13 protein-coding genes are annotated in these 20,014 nt (G+C 52.6%); 11 read left to right on the forward strand and 2 right to left on the reverse strand.

Translation table 11 applies throughout. From position 1 onward, the window contains the following. The first annotated feature begins 53 nt into the window (after positions 1 to 53). From NFS31_RS15045 to NFS31_RS15055, 3 genes are read left to right on the forward strand one after another with little or no spacing between them, the layout of a single operon-like run. The gene (locus tag NFS31_RS15045) at positions 54 to 2,168 is read left to right on the forward strand and encodes a DNA topoisomerase 3 (protein WP_251496610.1); all 2,115 of its coding nucleotides are present in this window, start codon (positions 54 to 56) and stop codon (positions 2,166 to 2,168) included. Positions 2,169 to 2,204: 36 nt separating this feature from the next. Then, complete coding sequence (locus tag NFS31_RS15050; protein WP_275563896.1) at positions 2,205 to 2,861, forward strand: defense against restriction DarA-related protein; 657 nt, start codon at positions 2,205 to 2,207, stop codon at positions 2,859 to 2,861. A 5-nt stretch (positions 2,862 to 2,866) separates the two neighbouring features. After that, positions 2,867 to 3,145, forward strand: coding sequence for a hypothetical protein (locus NFS31_RS15055; protein WP_251496614.1), 279 nt, complete (start codon positions 2,867 to 2,869; stop codon positions 3,143 to 3,145). Positions 3,146 to 3,149: 4 nt separating this feature from the next. Here NFS31_RS15055 and NFS31_RS15060 read toward each other — a convergent pair whose 3' ends face one another. Beyond that, entirely contained in the window at positions 3,150 to 3,479 is a 330-nt protein-coding gene (locus NFS31_RS15060) for a helix-turn-helix domain-containing protein (RefSeq protein WP_251496616.1), read from the reverse strand. Positions 3,480 to 3,723: 244 nt separating this feature from the next. Between NFS31_RS15060 and NFS31_RS15065 the strand changes: the two genes are divergently transcribed. From NFS31_RS15065 to NFS31_RS15100, 7 genes are all read left to right on the forward strand, one after another. Continuing rightward, positions 3,724 to 3,954: a terpene synthase/cyclase family protein gene (locus NFS31_RS15065; RefSeq protein ID WP_251496619.1), complete on the forward strand. Its 231-nt coding sequence runs from the start codon at positions 3,724 to 3,726 to the stop codon at positions 3,952 to 3,954. Positions 3,955 to 4,075: 121 nt separating this feature from the next. Beyond that, positions 4,076 to 14,125, forward strand: coding sequence for a MutS N-terminal domain-containing protein (locus tag NFS31_RS28485; RefSeq protein WP_331482681.1), 10,050 nt, complete (start codon positions 4,076 to 4,078; stop codon positions 14,123 to 14,125). After that, positions 14,125 to 14,463: a plasmid mobilization protein gene (locus NFS31_RS15080; RefSeq protein WP_251496620.1), complete on the forward strand. Its 339-nt coding sequence runs from the start codon at positions 14,125 to 14,127 to the stop codon at positions 14,461 to 14,463. Before NFS31_RS28485 ends, NFS31_RS15080 begins: the two co-directional genes overlap by 1 nt. A 73-nt stretch (positions 14,464 to 14,536) precedes the next feature. After that, positions 14,537 to 15,493, forward strand: a complete 957-nt coding sequence (locus tag NFS31_RS15085) for a DUF3991 and TOPRIM domain-containing protein (protein WP_251496622.1) — start codon at positions 14,537 to 14,539, stop codon at positions 15,491 to 15,493. A 39-nt stretch (positions 15,494 to 15,532) separates the two neighbouring features. Beyond that, entirely contained in the window at positions 15,533 to 16,945 is a 1,413-nt protein-coding gene (locus tag NFS31_RS15090) for a relaxase/mobilization nuclease domain-containing protein (protein ID WP_251496624.1), read from the forward strand. 158 nt (positions 16,946 to 17,103) lie between these two features. Further along, the gene (locus NFS31_RS15095; RefSeq protein ID WP_251496626.1) at positions 17,104 to 17,517 is read left to right on the forward strand and encodes an EamA family transporter; all 414 of its coding nucleotides are present in this window, start codon (positions 17,104 to 17,106) and stop codon (positions 17,515 to 17,517) included. A gap of 172 nt (positions 17,518 to 17,689) precedes the next feature. Then, complete coding sequence (locus NFS31_RS15100) at positions 17,690 to 18,442, forward strand: 8-oxo-dGTP diphosphatase (RefSeq protein ID WP_251496628.1); 753 nt, start codon at positions 17,690 to 17,692, stop codon at positions 18,440 to 18,442. 87 nt (positions 18,443 to 18,529) lie between these two features. On the opposite strand, the gene NFS31_RS15105 is transcribed toward NFS31_RS15100, so the two are convergent. Continuing rightward, a complete protein-coding gene (locus NFS31_RS15105; protein WP_251496631.1) occupies positions 18,530 to 18,838 on the reverse strand; it encodes a helix-turn-helix domain-containing protein in 309 nt (102 codons plus the stop codon). A 142-nt stretch (positions 18,839 to 18,980) separates the two neighbouring features. Here NFS31_RS15105 and NFS31_RS15110 point away from each other — a divergent pair, with 142 nt between their 5' ends. Further along, positions 18,981 to 19,697, forward strand: coding sequence for a hypothetical protein (locus NFS31_RS15110; RefSeq protein WP_251496634.1), 717 nt, complete (start codon positions 18,981 to 18,983; stop codon positions 19,695 to 19,697). The last annotated feature ends 317 nt before the right edge of the window (positions 19,698 to 20,014 follow it).

A 20,014-nucleotide genomic window follows, 5' to 3' on the forward strand; every position in this document is an offset into this window, starting at 1 on the left:
GCCGGCACAGGGGTATCTCCTGTGCCGGTCCTATCAGACAGGAGGGATGTATCTTGCCAACTTATACCCTTATCATAACGGAAAAACCAAGCGTCGCACAGGTTATCGCTAAAAGCATCGGAATATCCGGGCGCAGGGACGGCTTCCTGGAAGGTGACGGCTTCCTGGTCAGCTGGTGCGTCGGGCATCTGGTGGAACCTGCCGCCGCTGACCGCTACGACCCGCGATATTCCAGGTGGGCGCGTGAAGATCTGCCGATCCTGCCCGATCCCTGGCTCTTTTCGGTATCCCCTTCCACCAGAAAACAGTTTGAAGTCTTAAAGGGTCTGATGGAACGTCCGGATGTCACGGAACTGGTGGAAGCTACCGACGCAGGGCGCGAAGGGGAACTGATCTTCCGGCTGGTCTACCACCAGGCAGGGTGCAGGAAACCTTTTCAGCGGCTCTGGATCTCGTCTATGGAGGACAGTGCGATCCGGGAGGGCATGGAACACCTGCGCCCTGGGGAAACTTACGACCCGCTCTATGCGGCTGCCCTGTGCCGCGCCAAAGCGGACTGGCTGGTGGGGATCAATGGTACAAGGCTCTTTACCACTCTTTATCGCGGAAAGACCCTGAATGTAGGCCGCGTCATGACACCCACCCTTGCACTCCTGACGGAACGGGAACAGGCGATCACTGGATTTAAGAAAGAAAAATTTTATACCGTGGAACTGGACTGCGGCACTGTCCATGTGTCCAGCCGCCGTTTTGCCAGTCGGACGGATGCGGAGAAGCTGCGGAAAGCCTGCCTGGGGAAAACGGCGGCGGTACACTCCATAGACTGTCAGGAAAGATCGGAGAAGCCGCCGAAGCTGTACGACCTTACCACCCTGCAAAGGGAGGCCAACCGGCACTATGGTTATACCGCGCAGCAGACGCTGGACTATATCCAGCTTTTATATGAGAAAAAAATGGCGACCTACCCACGCACGGATTCCCGGTATCTGACGGAGGACATGGCGGGGACATTGCCTGGGCTGTGCCGGGAGATCGCCGACGCGTTCCCCTTTGTCTCTGGTTTCTCCGGCGCTGTGGACGCGGCTCTTGTGACCGACAATTCCAAAGTCAGCGACCACCACGCCATACTCCCCACAAAGGAAGCGGCCAGGGCAGACCTTGCGTCTCTTCCTACCGGGGAGAAAAATATCCTTTCCCTGATCTCCATACGGCTCTTATGTGCGGTCTGCCCGGAGAGACATACTTTTGCGGATACGGAAGTGACCCTTTTATGTGAAGGGGAAATTTTCACGGCAAAAGGGCACACGGAACTGTCCAGGGGCTGGCGGGCGGTGGAACAGCCGTATCTGGAAACGTCCGGGAGAAAGGCGGAGGATAAGGCCGAAGCCCTGCCGCTGCCGGAACTGTCCAAAGGACAGATCCTTACCGCAGCGGATGCGATACTCCGCGAAGGTGCGACAAGCCCTCCCAAACGGTATACCGAGGATTCCCTGCTCTCCGCCATGGAGAAGGCCGGCGCGGAAGAATTTGCCCAAATTGAGGATGTGGAGCGCAAAGGGCTTGGGACACCGGCCACCCGTGCGGGTGTCATTGAAAAGCTGGTTAAGGGCGGGTTCGTGGAGCGGAAAAAGAAACTGCTCGTGCCTACCCAAAGGGGCATGGAACTGATCGGCGTGCTGCCGGAAGCGGTAAAGAGCGCAAAGCTGACCGCTGAATGGGAAGCTGCCTTAAAAGAGGTGGAACAGGGCAGACGGACACCGGAAGATTTCATGGAGGGGATCACCCGCATGGTCTGTGAGTTAGTGGGATCTTATAAGGATGTAGCCGTTGATACCGGCAGTGCCCTCTCCGTTTCCGGGAAAGAAGCTGTCGGCATCTGTCCCCGCTGCGGCAGACCGGTCTATGAGGGGAAAAAGAGTTTTTACTGTTCCGGCTACAAAGCGTCCCCTCCCTGCGGCTTTGCCCTGTGGAAAGAGAACCCATATTTTAAGAGCAAACGGAAGGAACTCACGAAAAAGACTGCCGCCGCCCTTTTAAAGAAAGGAAAAGTGAAAATGACCGGTCTTTACTCAGAAAAAAAGGGGATCTTCTATGACGCAACGATCGTCATGGAGGATACCGGCGAAAAATATGTAAACTTTAAGCTGGAATTTGACCATAAAAAATAAAAGAAGGAGGCGACCGATCTGGAACCGAAACAGAAACTGGAAGAATTTGCCCAGCAGCAGCCGGACAGATACCGCTATTACATCACCAACGAAGCCCTGCAAAAAGGCACCTGCCCCCATATGGAGGATATGAAGCTGGTGCAGATCAAAGAGATCACGCCGATCCTGGTGGAGAACGGCAGCGTCAAGGCTTTCGGATATGTGGAGTACCCAAGGCCCCTGACCAGGGAGCAGGAACAGGAATATGCCCTTACCCCTTCCGCAGAAAATGCCAACTACCTGCGGGCGGCGGAACTTTCCACGGAACAGAACGCAAATATGATCGACGAGATCCCCAACAATGAGCCGCCCCGCGTCAACCAGGGTTATACCATACTGGAAAGCGAAACCGTCGGCCATATGGAGTACGTCCTTGCGGAGAACCAGAATGCGCCGCAGCCTTATGCAACCTGGGCACGCAATATGAAAAATGATGAAGAACGGGGGGAAGAAAATTTTTTCTGGGGGCATTATTTCTGCGACCCGGATGCGGCAGTGAAAGACCTCCACGCAAGGGCAGATGACCAGCGGGAATATTTACGGGAGAGCCGCCCGTCCCTCCTTGATAGGCTGCGGCAGGATCAGAAAGAAGCCGCCCGCTCTTTTCAGGAAGCGCCTGCCATGGATCCTGTAAAACGGGGGCTGGAAAGGTAGGGGGAATGAAACTGACAAACTATGAAAAAGAGAGTATCTTTCTCTTTAACGAAGCAGACCGGACGGCAAGCGTCTACACCCACAATGCCGCCCTGATCCGGCAGCTGACCGGATTGTGCAGTTCCCACCCGGAGCAGGTGCGACACATCGAAGATAACGGCTGCGGCGGCCTGACTTTTGAACTGCCGAAGAAGTGGCTGAGGATCGTGCCGCCCCGCGTCCTGTCAGCGGCACAAAAAGAAGTGCTGGAAAAAATGAACCGGGAACGCTGGGGCAAAGGATAACGATCTATCCCATGCTCTTTACCAGACGCAGGATAAAGTCCTTAAAAAGTTCCTGCTGTTCATCGGGCAGTGTGTTTAAGGCGTCCCGCACAAGATTTCCTGTGTCTACCGTTTTTAAGCTGTCCTGGAGCAGATACTCCGGGGAAACGCCGGCTGCATTGACGATCCCCACAAAGGTTTCCAGCTTCGGCGCTTTCACGCCCCTCTCGATATCTGCAAGATACCGTTCTGAAATGCCGCACTGTTCCGCAAATTCCTTCATGGTCATCTTCCTGGCGACCCGGCAGGAACGGAGCCGTTCTCCCATGAGCAGTATATTGAATGGTTGTTCCATGGCTGATCTCTCCTTATAACATGTTCGTACCACATGAACCACTGGTACATATAAAGTATAGATAGCGCAGGGCTTCCTTAAAATGATTTAACAGACGTGAAATGCATTGATTTATGAACTGATAAATCATAAAATTTTTATAAACAACAAGGTTCGACAGATTTTGCGCTTTTTATGCGTTATGATGTTGATATGAACAAATAGAGCATATAATCACGCTAACAAATCATGAGGAGAGTAAGGGATGAAGATGAAGAAGATACTGGAGCAGATCGCAAGGGAACATGGCGTCACCGTGGAAGAAGTCCGGGAAGAAATGCAGAAAGCCATAACTGAAGCATGGGTGAACCCGCCAAAGGACGGCGGCGTAACGGCAGCATACCAGAGACGGGTGCCATGCAGGGGAGAGATCCCCACGCCGGAGGAATTGATCCGTTATGCGGCAGCAGAGATCCGAAAAACAGGCAGTCTGTGACCGCACCGTGTACGGACAGTCAGCCGACAAAAAGAATAAAAAGAAGGAAGCCCATGGATACGGCAGGGAGCCGGACATGGGCTTTCCTTATGCCAGAGATCATACAAAAAGGAGGTTACGCATGGCAAGAAAGTTACAGCTTGTGTCGCAGCTTGCTGACCAGACCGCCCATGATGTCACGCGGGGCGTGGAGGACTGGAAGAAGTATCTGGACACCGCGTCACGGCTTTACAAGTACAAGTTTGAAGATCAGCTTCTGATCTATGCACAGAGGCCGGACGCTACGGCATGTGCCGCAATGGAACTGTGGAACGAAAAGATGCACCGCTGGGTAAAGGCAGGCTCCAAAGGCATCGCCCTGATCCGTGAGAACGAGAACGGGAGGCCCCGCCTGGAACATGTCTTTGATGTGTCCGACACCCGGCCCGTGCGCGGCGCAAGGATGCCCTACCTGTGGGAAATGAGGGAGGAACACCACCCGGCTGTCCTTGCCGCTTTGGAGAAACAGTACGGGGTGGGCAGCCAGCAGGATCTGGGCAGCCGCCTGATGGAGACCGCTTCCAGTATCGTGGAGGAATCCTACCCGGAATATCTGCGCGATCTGGCCTATGACGCAGAAGGCAGCTTCCTAGAAGGACTGGATGATCTCAACAAGGAAGTCTGCTTCCGGGATACCCTGACTGCCAGCGTCCAGTACACGCTCCTTACCCGTTGTGGCCTGGATGTTTCCGACTATCTGGAGGATGACGACCTTCGGGGGATCACCGAATTTTCCACTCCCGCCGTCCTACATCATTTAGGCGATGCCACAAGTACCCTCTCTATGGGGATCCTCCAGGAGATCGGGCGGACGATCCGGAACTATGACCGGGAAAAGATAAACGCACGGCAGAAAAAAACAGAGATACCGCTTGAAAAAGCGTCGGACATCGGTTATACTAAAGATGCAGATAACTTTAACACTTTAAAGCGTAAAAATATAGAAAGGGGAATAGAAAATGGCAGAACTGACATACAGGAAGAACGGGGATTATCTGATACCGGATCTGATCATGGACGGGGAGGACGAGACGGAGGAGATCCTGTTAGGGAAGTACGGGCTTCTGAGACAGACATTCCTGAAGGAACACCACCGCGGGACGTACACCTCCATGCTGCTGACGGGGAGGCTCATGCCGCACCTGAAACAGATCGACGACCAGGCGCAGGAACAGGTAGACCGGATGGTGGCCGGGATGATGGAGCAGAACGGCGTGAACGAGGACATGAAGGAACGCGACCAGATGGCGTGGGTGCAGGCGGTCAATGGTTACACGGCACAGGCAGAGGAAGTGGTGCTGGAGGAGATCGTCTACCGGTAAGCCCGGAAGAAAGTAGACAAAAAGAACCGGAAGGACAACCAGATACGAAAAGACAGGAAACGGCAGGTGAAGAACCTGCCGTTTCTGTGTCCAAAGAAGAACCAAAGGAGCCGCAGTATTTCCAGTTTTCTCTTTTTCCCACTGTAGAAGAACAGGTGGGACGAATCGCGGAGGCGCAGGAAGAAGAAAAACAGGTAAAAAGATCCGCTCCCGTTGTCGGCAGGACGACCCCGCAGGTGACAGACGCCGTGATCGGATGCGCCCTTACCAGTGGAGGAAATGAGGAAAACAGCATCCTGCGGATCGTCGCTTTTTACCAGAAGGGTTACAGCGAAAGAGAATGTGCCGCATTTCTGGCGAGGGAATACGGCACCGGCGGCAAGGGGCTTACCATAGGCGGCAACCCCTACGCCATGTGGTTTGACCAGGACGGGATCCGCATGGCACCGGGACGTACTGCCAATATCCCCGGAGCCACTCTGGTTTCCTGGGAAAAAGCAGCCGCTTTTGTTTCCGGGCTTCTGGAAGAAGGAACCTATGCAGGCCAGGATTCCCTGGATGGCGCAAGAGCAAACGAGTACAAAGAACTGGCAGAGGAATTATGGCATTTAAGACAGGCTCTGAGCGATACAGGAAAAGAAATGGACGCACTGCCCTTCCTGTCAGAGTTATACCATGACTATCCCGGATTCCCTGAAAGCACAGCGAAAATAGCAGAATGTCTGGCGGAACCGGAGAGCCGGAGACGGCTGCTGTATGAGGTGGACGGATTCAACCGGGAATATGCTTCTAACCGGGAACTGCTCCGCTTCCACTTTCATGACCCGGCAAGGCTGATCCCCCGCATCACAGACCTGTCCCGTGCGTCACAAGAGTTCCATGCCCTGGAAAGTTATGAACCGGCAAGGGCCAGCTTCATCACGGAGGACGAGATCGACCAGATGCTCACCAGGGGCAGCGGCGTATCGGAGGGAAAGATGCGGATCTATTCCTATTTTGTCCAGGGCCATGATGCAAAGGAGCGGGCCGCTTTCCTACGGGATGAATACGGAACCGGCGGTTCCAGCCGTATCGGATATCATGAATGGCACGATTCCAAAGGGATAACATTTACCCGCAGTGACGATCGTTCCGGTTCGGAAGGCTATGACAGCATACGGCTGAACTGGGACAAGGTACAGAAGCGGATCGGGAAACTCATTGACAACGGCAGGTACTTAAACCCGAAGGAACTGGCATATACCGCCCAGTATGAGCGGATACAGCTTGCCCGAAGCCTTGTCAGCTTCTATTCCTGCGACCCGAACCGCCAGACCGCTATCTCCCCCTACGACCAGAGTTACAGCAAAGCGGAAAAACAGATCCGGGAGGCACTGGACAGCCCGGAGAAAAGTACGGCGATGTATGAGGATATGGTAAAAAGGTTCGCGCTGGTATCGCCAGAGGAACGCAACTACCCCCGTATGCAGAGAGCCTTGAATGACATGGGGGCATACCAGAGGGGCGAATATTCCCTGTTCACCCCTCTTTCTGCGGAAGTTTTGCAGGCACAGCGTCAGAGAAAGGAAGAAGCAGAAAGATCTTCCCAGAAAAAAGAACCGGAACCACTGGGCGAACTGGAAAAGGCGGCACGGGCACTGTCCAAAAAGCAGCACCAGAAAGCAAAAGAGGAATCTGACGGGCAGCTTTCCTTTGACTTTTCTGCCAATCCCTCAGAAGAAACTGTACCGGAAGCGGATGGGCAGGAGGCGATCCTCTCCCAGTATGACCTTGGATATGGCTATATGGGTAACGGCCTGACCGTCTGGAACCGACTGGAAGAAGTAAATGGAGATTATAAGACCGTCGCCCATATCAATGCTGACCGCAGCGTGAACTTTTGGGATGAAAGCCTTCCGGAGATCATCAAAAAACAGATACAACAGATCGCAGATACGGCAGAGCCGAACATCTCCGCCACCCAGGATGTGCCTGTGTTCACGGAACCGCCAAAGAAAGAACCGGAGCGGACGGAAGGGAAAAAGGTCGAAGGGCACCCGGAAGAAGGGAATGCAGGAGTACAACCAGATGAGATCCCAAAAGCAGAGCCGCAGAAAAACATAAAGGCAGGGCTTTACCGGGAAACCCTTCCGATACTGGTAGATGCAACCCGCCAGAGCAGCTTTTACGGATACCTGCGCGACCGGGATACGGACTATGACAGCGCGGCAACGGAACTGGATAACGAACTTTCCTATTTTGTGGAGGAGATCGCGGACAGCCAGCCGGAACTGTATGAGGCATTCCACTCCCTCCCGAAATTCCGGGAATGGATGGTGGAAGATATCCTTCTGCGCACCTATGATGATGTCCTGCTCGACAACCGTGACGCACTCTCCCGCCATGCAGAAGATCCGGACTATCCGGAATGGGCAGCAGAGACAGTGGAACGGGAACAGCCCATAACGGGGATCCAAGAGGCGGAAACTGGCGTGACGGAGCGTTCCTCCCAGGAGCCGGAAGCCGGACAGATAAAAGAACCCGCGCCGGATCATGAAAAAGCCGTAGAAAGCGCCCATACAGAACAGGCAGAGCCAGACCTTGCCCCCAATGTGGAAGAATACCTGAACCTGAAGGCACAGCATCCCCGTAAGCTGGTCGGCATCCAGGCAGGCGGCTATTACCTGTTTTACGGGGAAGATGCCAGAATCGCTGCCGAAGCCCTCGGCACAAAACTGGAAACAAGGGAGATCCCCGGACTGGGGGAAACCTCCGTTACCGGAGGCAGGGCATGGCAGGTTATCCTGAAAAAACTGCTGGAGCATGGGCACAGCACCGTGATCGCCAGGCAGGATCCGGAGCATGGGGAGAACGCCCCTTATCAGATCATAAAAGAGCGCGATATTGCCGACTACATTCCGCTCGGTATGCAGCTTACTATAGACGGGCGGCATATGGAGATTGACAGCGTTGATTACCAAAACGGCCTTGTAAGTTTAAAAGACCTGGAAATGCAGGGGTGGTTTCCCATCTTCCGGCAGGAAAGTGTCCCCTTTGTCCGGGAATGTGTGGAACAGGAATGGGAAAAGTCAGGGCTGGAGGCGGATGTGCTGGAAAATGCAGGGGAAGAAGCACAACCCCAGCCCCCAAAGCAGGAAGCCGACAGCAGGAAACTGACAGAAGAAATATCCAAGCTGATGGACGACCCGGAGATGCAGGAAGCAAAAGAACTGATCGAGGACTTCATACTGGAAGAATACAATGAGGACAGCGTAGATTTCAACGACCTGCGGCAGATCGGGATTGCCTATGGCACAACAGAAAACGGCGGATTTGAGATCCAGGTAGATGTAAACCTTCTGGATTTCTCGATCAACCAGACCGTAGACGGGAAAGTTGTGGAAACACGGCAGTATGACAGCCTGCGGGAACTGATCGACATGGAACTTGCCGTTCTTGACTATAACATGCTTATCTCCCTGGAACCGTATATTGAGGAACAGTTAGAGGCTGACTTAAACGAGCGGATCATGTGGGAAGAAATGGCAGGCGCAAGGGAAGGCGTGGAACTGACCGGAGAAGAAAACAGCGCCAGACAGGAAATACCTTTCTGGCAAGATGCGTCTGCCGGACAAAATATGTCCACTGGACAGGAAAATGTGCCTGCTGGACAAGATGCGCCCAGTGGACAGGAAGAACCTCCGGAAGTTGTGGAGATCGAGGGTGGCACGATAGATGAGGACGGCCCTCTGCTGTTTTCCAGTCCCCGACTGCCCTATGACATTGTGATCGAAAAACTCCCCACCGGTCCCAAACGGTCAAACTTCCATATCACGGATGATGGACTGGGAACCGGCGGGCAGAAAACAAAATACCAGAACAATGTGGCGGCGATCCGCACCTTAAAGCAGATCGAAGCAGAAAACCGTCTTGCCACACCCCAGGAGCAGGAGATCCTCTCCCACTATGTGGGCTGGGGCGGTATCGCCCAGGCATTTGACCCTGACAATGAAAAATGGGGAAAGGAATACGCAGAATTAAAGGAGTTATTGACACCGGAAGAATATGCTTCCGCACAAGGTACGGTGTTGAACGCACACTACACCAGTCCGACCGTCATTAAGGCCATGTATGAAGCGGTCAGCCGCATGGACTTTACGCCGGGGAATATCCTGGAACCCTCCTGCGGAATCGGAAATTTTTTCGGGCTGGTGCCGGAAGGATACGGAAAAGCCAACTTGTACGGCGTGGAACTTGACCAGCTGACCGGGCGCATCGCCAGACAGCTTTATCAGAAAGCGGATATCGCAATCAGCGGATTTGAGGACAGCGACCACCCGGACGACTTCTTTGACCTTGCGGTAGGGAACGTGCCGTTTGGAGAATATAAGGTGCATGACCGCCGCTATGACCGGCAGAACCTTCTGATCCATGACTATTTCCTTACAAAATCCCTGGATAAACTGCGTCCCGGCGGGATCGCGGCTTTCATCACCACAAAGGGAACCATGGATAAGCTGGGCAGCAAAGCAAGGGAAGAACTGGCTCAGAAAGCCGACCTCTTAGGGGCGATCCGCCTGCCGAACACTGCCTTTAAAGCCAACGCAGGAACCTCCGTGACGGCGGACATCCTCTTTTTCCAGAAACGGGGGAGCGCGCCGGAAAAGCTGCCGGAATGGGTGTATACCGGACAGACAGAGGACGGCGTACCCCTGAACAACTATTTCCTTCAGCATCCAGAGATGGTGCTGGGAAAGATGGCATTTTATGAGAACATGTATGGCAACGCCACGGAAACGGCCTGCCTGCCCATCGAAGGGGCTGACTTAAAAGAGCAGCTTTCCGTAGCTATTGGTCATATCGCACCGCCAGACCGGGAACTTTTGCATATGGACGCACCGGAAACGGAAGCAGAGGAAAAGACGGAAATGATACCGGCAGACCCCCAGGTGCGGAATTTCAGCTACACGGAGAAAGATGGGAAACTCTATTTCCGGGAAAACTCCCGCATGAAACGGGCAGAGCCGGGAAAGACACAGGCCGCCCGGATCCGGGGCATGATCGGGATCCGTGACAGCGCAAGGAAACTGATCGACCTCCAGATGACCGGGGCGGATGACGAAATGATCCAGACGGAACAGGCACGGCTGAACCGCCTTTATGACCAGTTCCAGGAAAAATACGGGCTTTTAAACAGCACCGGGAACCGGCTGGCCTTCCGGCAGGATTCCTCCTATCCCCTGCTCTGCTCCCTGGAAGTGTTAGACGAAGAAGGGAACCTAAAGCGCAAAGCCGATATGTTCAGCAAACGCACCATCCAGCACCGGAAACCAGTGACCAGCGTGGACACGGCGGTGGAGGCGTTGGGAGTGTCCATCGGTGAGCGTGCCTGTGTGGATCTGGGATTTATGGCTTCCCTGATGGGAGGTTCTGAAAGGATACCGCAGATTGTCTCCGACTTAAAAGGCATCATCTTCAAAGACCCGGAAAGCGGCCCCTTTGACATGGAAGGCGCGGACTGGCACAAAGGATGGCAGGCGGCTGACGAATACCTCTCCGGCAATGTGCGCCGGAAACTGGAAACCGCCCGCACCGCTGCTGAGAAGTACCCGGAATTTGCCGTCAATGTGGAAGCACTGGAAAAGGTGCAGCCCAAAGACCTGACCGCACCGGAGATCAGCGTCCGTATCGGCTCCCCCTGGATCGACACAAAGTATTATAAACAGTTCATGTTCGATCTGTTCCAGACACCCTACCGTCTGCAAGGACAAAAGATCAATATCGTTTACTCGGATGTATCCGGGGAGTGGAGTGTCCGGGGGAAAAGTGAGGACAGCCGGACAAACGCCCGCGTCTGGAACACTTACGGGACAAAGCGCATCAACGCCTATGCGATCCTGGAAGCCAGCTTAAACCAGCGGAGCGTCCAGATCTTCGATACCCATTACGACGCGGATGGCAAGGAGACCCGTGTACTGAATGAAAAAGAAACAGCGATCGCCCAGCAGAAACAGGAAGCCATTAAGGAAGCGTTCCAGAACTGGATCTTTAAAGATCCTGACCGGCGTACTGACCTGTGCGCCACCTACAACCGGATGTTCAACTCCATGCGCCCCCGCGAATACGACGGACAGCACATCAACTTCATCGGCATGAACCCGGAGATCCATATGGAACGTCACCAGAGGAACGCCGTTGCCCGCTCCCTTTACGGAGGGAACAGCCTGCTGGCCCATGTAGTGGGCGCCGGAAAGACGTTTGAGATGGTAGCTACTGCTATGGAGAGTAAGCGGCTGGGTCTGTGCAAAAAATCCATGATCGTCGTGCCGAACCACTTAACGGAACAATGGGGCGGCGATTTTATGGCTCTTTATCCCGGTGCGAATGTACTGGTGGCCACAAAAAAGGATTTTGAACCGAAAAACCGGAAAAAGTTCTGCGCCCGTATCGCCACTGGTGACTATGATGCAGTGATCATCGGCCATTCGCAGTTTGAAAAGATCCCAATCTCCCCGGAACGGCAGAAAGCGATCATTGAGGAACAGATCCGGGAAATCGTAGACGCGATCGCGGAAGCAAAGGCGAATAAGGATGAAAAATTTACGATCAAGCAGATGGAGCGTACAAAAAAGAGCCTGACCACAGACCTGAAAAAACTCCATGACAAGAAAAAAGACGACACCGTATACTTTGAGGAACTGGGCGTTGACCGTCTGTTTGTAGATGAGGCGCACAGTTTTAAGAACCTTTACATGCACACCAAAATGAGGAACGTGGCCGGTATCAGCCAGACAAGGGCACAGAAATCCAGTGACATGTTCGCAAAATGCCGCTACATGGACGAGATCACCGGCGGGCGCGGTGTTGTATTCGCCACCGGAACCCCCGTCAGTAATTCCATGGTAGAATTGTATACCATGATGCGCTACCTCCAGTATCACATGCTGGAGCAGGGCTATCAGGACAGCACCGGGAGAACGCGCAGCTTAAAACATTTCGACAACTGGGCGGCAACATTCGGCGAACAGGTGACGGCGGTGGAACTCAAGCCGGAGGGAACCGGATTCCGGTTAAAGACGCGGTTTGCAAGGTTCTACAACCTGCCGGAACTGATGAACCTCTGGAAAGAGGCCGCTGACATACAGACTGCTGACATGCTGAAACTCCCGGTTCCGGAAGCGGAATATATCACGATCCAGACGGAACCCAGCGAAGCACAGAAACAGATGGTGCAGGGGCTGGCAGAACGGGCAGAAAAGATACGGAAAGAAAAAATAGACCCCAGTATCGACAATATGCTGAAGATCACGTCGGACGGGCGGAAACTGGCCCTAGACCAGCGTATCATGAACCCACTGCTCCCCGACGACCCCGGCAGCAAAGTCAACGCCTGTGTGGAAAATGTATTCCAGATCTGGCAGGAAAGCACCCCGACAAAAGGCGCACAGCTGATCTTTTCCGACCTCTCCACCCCAAAAGGGCGTGTGGAGCAGAAAAAAGAAACCGAAAAGGAAGCCGGGGAACCTGGCGACATCAAAGAGCCGGAAAACGGAGAAGAAATGGTCATGGAAACCAGTGTCTATGAGGATATCCGCAAGAAGCTGATCGCCAGGGGGATCCCTGCGGAAGAGATCGCTTTTATCCATGACGCCAACACGGAGAACCAGAAGGCGGAACTGTTCGCCAAAGTCCGCAGCGGCCAGGTACGCGTCCTTTTAGGCAGCACACAGAAGATGGGAGCCGGAACCAACGTACAGACAAAACTGGTCGCTTCCCATGATCTGGACTGCCCCTGGCGGCCGGCTGACCTGGAACAGCGGGCGGGCCGTATCGTCCGCAGGGGCAACGAAAATGACCATGTAAAGATCTTCCGTTATGTGACTAAAGGAACCTTTGATGCGTACACCTGGGGGCTGGTGGAATCGAAACAGAAATTCATCGGCCAGATCATGACCAGCAAATCCCCGGCCCGTTCCATTGAGGACGTGGACGCGACCGCCCTTTCCTACGCGGAAGTGAAGATGCTGGCTACCGGCGACCCAAGGATCAAGGAAAAGATGGATCTGGATATCCAGGTGACGAAGCTGAAAATGTTGAAATCCAACCATACGGCGCAGCAGTACGAGATGCAGGACAGAGTAAGGGGCTATTTCCCCAACAAGATCAAAGAGACGGAACTGTTCATCGACTGCCTGAAAGCTGACCTGCCGCTTCTGGAGGCACATCCTGTCAAAGAGGACGCTTTTTCCATGAAAGTCATGGGGACGGTCTACACCGACCGGAAGGAAGCAGGACAGGCGATCGTGGCGGCCTGCCGCCTGATGGAAGATCCGGACAAGGATATCGACCTGGGCAGTTACCGGGGCTTTCCTATGAAACTCTGTTTTGACGGCACAAAATTCAAAGTGACCATGAAACAGCACCTGACCCATACGGCGGAATTATCCAATGACATTGTGGGAAACATCACCCGTATCAATAACGCGCTGGAAAAGATTCCCCAGAGCCTTGAAAACCACCAAGAGAACTTAAAGCGGCTGCATACGGAACTGGAGAGCGCAAAGGAGGAAGCCGACCGACCGTTCCCGCAGGAAGAAGAACTGACGGAGAAATCCGCCCGTCTTGCGGAACTGAACATTGCCCTTGACAATGAAGAAAAAGGGAGGGGATCGGGGAAGGAAGATGTAAAAGAAGAACCGGTGCCGGAGGACGGCAAAAGGCAGGAAGGAACCGCAGGAAAACCCTCCATACTGAGATCGTTAAAGGAATATGAACGTCCCGCGCCGGTCAATTCCGGCAGAGAGAAAAGCCAGGAACGGGGGGTGATCTAGTGCGGAAAAACGAGGGGCGCACCATTGGGCTTTTCTTTAAAGTCTCCCCGGAGGAAATGGAACTGATCGAAAAAAAGATGCGGCAGGCCGGCACCAGGAATAAACGTGCCTATCTCCGGAAAATGGCTGTGGACGGATACATCGTCCGCCTGGATATGGAGAGCGTAAAGGAACTGTGTAAACTCCTGCGCTCCATATCCGCCAACACAAACCAGATTGCCCGCCGCTGCAACGAGACACGGAACCTCTACGCCGAGGACGTGGACGATCTGAAAAAAGGATACACGGCGGCGCAGGCGGGGCTTCTGGAACTGCTCCGGAAATTTGCCAGCCTGTGAACGGATGGGCACGGGAGAAATCGATCTTCCCGTGCCCGCCTTTTTTATTTCAAAATATCGGAGGTGAAAGAATATGCCCGGAGTGACAAAAGAACAGATCGGGCGGGCAAAGGAATGGGATCTGCTCTCCTATTTGCAGACTTATGAACCGCAGGAATTAAGGCGGTGCGGCGGCAGCGAATACCGTACCGTGACCCATGACAGCCTGAAAATATCCAACGGCAAATGGCATTGGCACAGCCGGGGGATCGGAGGAAAGACAGCCCTGGACTATCTCATCAAAGTGCGGGGGATGGGCTTTGTCTCCGCCGTAGAACTGCTCTGCGGGGAACGCGGGGCGGCGGTATGGGAAAAGCCAAGGCCGGAGCCGGAGGCCAGACAGCCGAAGCCTTTTTCCCTCCCGGAAGGAAACCGCTGCGGGAGGGCGATGGTGTCCTACCTGCAAGGGCGCGGAATCGATGCAGACATCATCAGCCAGTGCATCGGAAAAAGGATCCTGTATGAGAGCCGACGCTACCAGAACTGTGTCTTTGTAGGGCGTGACCTGGAGGGAAAAGCGCGGTATGCTTTCCTGCGTGGGACATATGGGAATTTTAAGATGGATGTGGAAGGAAGCGATAAACGGTACGGATTCTGCCTGCCCGCATCTGATAAAGAAAGCCCTTTCCTTGCGGTAGCGGAAAGCCCTATTGACGCACTCTCTGTCGCTACCCTTTTAAAACTCCAGGGGGAGGACTTTGGTAAGAACCATTACCTTTCCCTGGGCGGCACAGCGCCCCGCGCCCTGCTCCGGTTTCTGCATGAGCATCAGGCTGTCACCTGTATCAGCCTCTGCCTGGACAACGACCGGGCCGGGCTTCTGGGAATGGAAAAGATCCGGGAAGCGCTCCGGGAAGATGCCGTCCTCTCCCGGCGTATCCAGGTGATCGCGGACAATCCGCCGCCTGCCGTCTGTGGAAAAGATTACAATGAACTGCTACGGCAGAGGGCTACCTCGCGTCCCACTTCCAGATGTGAAGAAAGGACATGAGCCGGGAAGCATAAAAAAACAAAGAAAGGGGGAAACCATATGGCGATTTCCGACCTGCTCCCGCGTAAAAGTATGGGAAGCCGGTCACGAAGCCAGACGCTCCATGACCGGTTGGATTATGACCAGAAAAAAGAAAAGACCAAAGACGGCGAACTGGTGTCATCTTATATGTGCAGCCCGGAAACCGCCGCCGAAGAATTTGAAATGAGCAAGCTGCTCTATGAAGCTACTACCGGACGGAGCCAGCCAAAGGAACGGGACATCATTGCCTACCGCATCATCCAGTCCTTCAAGCCGGGGGAGATCACGCCGGAAGAGGCCAACAAACTGGGCTATGAACTGGCCATGAAATTTACGAAGGGGAAACACCAGTTTCTTGTTTCCACCCATGTAGACAAGGCCCATATCCATAACCATGTGGAGTTTAACAGCACCAACCTGGAATGTGACGGCAAGTTCAACAATTTTTATAACTCTGCCCTCGCCCTCCGCCGCCTGAACGACCAGATATGCCGGGAACATGGGTATTCTGTGATCGAAGATCCAAAGGCAAGAGGACAGCGGTATCAGGAAAAGGCGGCGGCAAAGCGCGGGCGCAGTTATAAGGAACAGCTGCGGCAGACCATTGACCGGGTGCTGCCGGAGTGCAGGGATTTTGAAGCGTTCCTGGCCCGCATGAGGGAAGAAGGCTATGAAATCAAGCACCGGGGAAAGTCACTGGAATTTCTGGCTCCCGGACAGCTTCGGTTCACCCGTTCCCAGCGCCTGGGGGATGATTATACAAAGGAAGCCCTGCAGGAGCGGATCGCCGGCACACGCCAAAGACCGGCACCGGAGAAAACAAAACGGAAGGCTCCCGGCAGGAAGGTCAATCTCCTTGTGGATATCCAGGCAAAGATGCAGGCCGGGAAGGGAAAAGGATACGAACGCTGGGCAAAAGTGTTCAATCTGAAGGAGGCGGCAAAGACGCTGAATTTCCTTGTGGAGAACGGCATCACCGATTATGGCGAACTGGAAACACGCGCGCAAGCTGCCGGGGAAGCCTTTGACACCCTCTCCCTCCGCATCAAACAGCTGGAAGGGCGTATGGCGGAAGTGGCGCAGCTAAAGACCCACATCATCAATTATTCCAAAACGCGGGAAATTTACAGGGAATATAAAAGATCCCGGTATAAAAAGGAATACCGGGCGGAACATGCAGACGAGATCAAAAAGCATGAAGCGGCAAAGGCGGCCTTTGATGCCCTGGGCGGTAAGGCGATACCCAAAGTGGCGCAACTTTCAGAAGAATATGCCGCCCTGCTGGCGGAGAAAAAAGAACGGTATGAGGAATACAAAGCGGCCCGGAAGGATATGATCGACTACCAGACCGCAAAGCAGAATGTTGACCGGATCCTGGGATTGGAACCGGCGGAGAACGGACGGCAGAAAAGGCAGGAAACCGAGCGGTGAGCCAGACACCAGACGAATTGAGAACGGAAGGAAGGATACAGCTTGTCAGCATGGCGGCTGTATCCTTCCTTTTTGCGTAAGATCCTGTTCACTGATGGAATCTGTTATAGTATAATAAAGATGTTGAAGGATCGGGATCTATACGAGGAGAGTTCATTATGTGGTTATTGTTTGCAATCCTGTCCGCTGTTTTTGCGGCAGTTACATCTATATTGGCAAAAATTGGGATCGAGGGAGTTAATTCCAATCTTGCAACAGCCCTTAGAACGGTTGTTGTTTTAGTTATGGCATGGGGAATGGTTTTTCTTACAAAACAGCAAAATGGAATTACAGAAATATCCAGAAAAAGTTGGTGGTTTCTTATTCTTTCGGGACTTGCAACAGGGGCATCATGGCTATGCTATTACAAGGCTCTACAAATGGGGGAAGCGTCAAAAGTTGTTCCGATTGATAAGCTGAGTGTTGTTATCACCCTTGTTATGGCTTTTGTGTTTTTGCATGAACAATTTACTGCAAGATCGGCGATCGGCTCTATATTTATTACTGTCGGAACATTGATCATGGTATTATAGATTCCGATTGATAGAGGCAGTTATCCATGACAGGCACTGCCCATTCAACCGTTTTGCCGAAATGCAAAAAGTAGTGTAGTAATAATGCCAATGGTAAAAGAAAATGCCAATATGGCTGTTATGCTTCTAAAGAGAAAGAAGGTATGGTATTTTGTCACGGAAAAACCACAAAATGATAGACGGCAGGCTCCTTCAGACGGATAAAAAGTATTCCCATTTGAAGCTGAAACAGAAAGAAAAGATCTATGTCTGGATGTATGAGGAAGCGAAATGCTATCATGACCAGAATGGAAAATGCCCGGAGAAAAAAGACGAAGAAGCTGCTGTCCTGTCCGCTGTCTATGACCGGATCGAAAAGGCGGGTATCTGGATCCCTTATGGTGAGGTGGCCAGGCACTATCGGAGCATCAAAGTGAAGTTATATAAACGGATCCGCAGAGAAACAGATACCAGCGGCAGTAAGGAGAAAACCCGGCACCCGAACCAAAAGGTAAGATTTATGAATATGTGCATGATCTCTGACGGTGAGGGAAACCTGGTGATGCTCCAAAAAGTCGGCGGCAGATACCAGGGAGCCACATTCCCAGGCGGCCATGTGGAGCGGGATGAGACATTTCTGGAAGCAGTCGTCCGTGAAGTCAGAGAGGAAACCGGTCTTGTGATCGAGGCCCCGAAGTTTTGTGGGTTCTATCACTGGTTCTGTGACAACGTACATCATATGGTGTATATCTATCTGGCTGAAAAATATATGGGGAAATTGTGTTCCTCTGAAGAAGGAGAAGTCAGCTGGATCTCCGAAGAAGATTTTTTAAAAAGAGAATTGGCTCCCGGAATGGAGCGCGTGTTGAGATTGATCCATGATGACACGATCAGTGAATGTTATCTGTGGAATGAAGGCGGCTGCTGGAAAGAGAAGCTGTTATGATCTTATGCAGAAGTAGAAACAGGAAGTATCGTAGATCACAAAAAGGACATGCGGATAAACCGTTCTCATGTCCTTCTCTTCTGCCCTTCAACGCTTCAAGCCTTTGATGATCGCTAACACATTCTGGCGGCTCGTTTCGTCCAGCGCATCCAGATCCTTCAGCAATTCCCGGTATTCGGAAGGATGGCCGTTGCCGTTGTCAAAAAATTCGGATGGAGTAACGCCCAGATATTCACAGATATAGAAAAATACCTGCATGGACGGAAAGCCGTTCCGGTTCTCAAGCCCATTGATATATCCGGAACTTTGTCCGATCGCCAGACTCATTTCTCTGGCAGAAACGCCCTTTTCCACTCTCAATTTCACCAATCTGTCGTAAAATAGATCCTCAAACATATACCGCCGCCCCTTTTGTATAATTGTACCCTACACATATGGTGTTTATATCTGGATAAACTGTATATTTTGTTTGAGTTATCTGATTGAACTAGATATAATGATAAATATGAATGATTTACCATGACAGGAGGGTGTTCCAATGAAAGGGAAAGGATTTTTAGCAAAAAAGCAGCAAAGGAGGCTGTTGGTTCCGGTATTTTTCCTTGTATTTCTTATGGCTGGATGCCAGCCTGACAGCTATGTGGAGAATACGTCAGCAGAGACAGATATTCCAGAAGATACCCTGGAGGAAACTTCTGGATATTACTACTCCAATACATCAAAAGAGGATTGCCTGATCTGTGGGGAAGCGACAGGAACCGCGCTGCCTTTGTACCGTGGGCAGGAAAATCTTGGAATTATCAATCTAAACTCGTTTGACCTGGCTCCTGTGACGATCAACCGGTATGATGATCTTGGGGATCCGATTAAAAAACCAGAAAATGGTTCCTCGACCCATATCACAAATACTGGAGAAGATGGATTCTTTCTCTCTGTATCCGCAGACACAAACAGAGGCTATGCCCATGGGTATCTATCGTTTGATAAAGAAGATGCGCTGGACATAGACCAGGCAGCTTCCCACCTGTGTACGGACTGTCTGAATCAGACATTGGATAACTGCTGGACTGATGGCCCTTTGAGCGTGGGAGTGATCGATTTTGACACCGGTGATATACGGCTTTTTGAGGAAAGGATCACGGCATTTACATTTGGCGATTATTATGTTTCCTGTGATAACAGGGATATGGATGATGAAGATACGAGAGAGATAGACCTTCTGATCTTTTACTGTCCGGAGCGGTATCAGGACTGACCATTGCTGCGCGGAGCGCGGCAGGAACGACCGCAGGGAGTACACGCAGGCTCTGCTGTGTGAAAAGCCACACCGCAAGGTGTGTTCGCAAAAAAGCGGCAGCGCATTTTGCCGGGGCTTGGGGTGTCCCCAACAAGCAAAGTGAACGTCCCGCAGGGACGGAGCGGTGGATAGCGATATTCGTAAAGAATATCGTTATCCATTGCTTGCAAAGATTATAGGAATGTTCCTATAACCGTGGTTATAGGAATAAAATTTTTATCGGAACAAGCCGCAAAAACCATTGTAATCACAAGGATAATGCGGTAAAAAGTTCC

The organism is Otoolea muris (genome assembly GCF_943193115.1).
In the GTDB taxonomy this organism is placed as follows: domain Bacteria; phylum Bacillota; class Clostridia; order Lachnospirales; family Lachnospiraceae; genus Otoolea; species Otoolea muris.

Coding starts and splice junctions, on each gene's coding strand:
- NFS31_RS15055 (WP_251496614.1), top strand. CDS start 2,867: ATGAAACTGACAAACTATGAAAAAGAGAGTATCTTTCTCTTTAACGAA.
- NFS31_RS15060 (WP_251496616.1), bottom strand. CDS start 3,479: ATGGAACAACCATTCAATATACTGCTCATGGGAGAACGGCTCCGTTCC.
- NFS31_RS15065 (WP_251496619.1), top strand. CDS start 3,724: ATGAAGATGAAGAAGATACTGGAGCAGATCGCAAGGGAACATGGCGTC.
- NFS31_RS28485 (WP_331482681.1), top strand. CDS start 4,076: ATGGCAAGAAAGTTACAGCTTGTGTCGCAGCTTGCTGACCAGACCGCC.
- NFS31_RS15085 (WP_251496622.1), top strand. CDS start 14,537: ATGCCCGGAGTGACAAAAGAACAGATCGGGCGGGCAAAGGAATGGGAT.
- NFS31_RS15090 (WP_251496624.1), top strand. CDS start 15,533: ATGGCGATTTCCGACCTGCTCCCGCGTAAAAGTATGGGAAGCCGGTCA.
- NFS31_RS15095 (WP_251496626.1), top strand. CDS start 17,104: ATGTGGTTATTGTTTGCAATCCTGTCCGCTGTTTTTGCGGCAGTTACA.
- NFS31_RS15100 (WP_251496628.1), top strand. CDS start 17,690: ATGATAGACGGCAGGCTCCTTCAGACGGATAAAAAGTATTCCCATTTG.
- NFS31_RS15105 (WP_251496631.1), bottom strand. CDS start 18,838: ATGTTTGAGGATCTATTTTACGACAGATTGGTGAAATTGAGAGTGGAA.
- NFS31_RS15110 (WP_251496634.1), top strand. CDS start 18,981: ATGAAAGGGAAAGGATTTTTAGCAAAAAAGCAGCAAAGGAGGCTGTTG.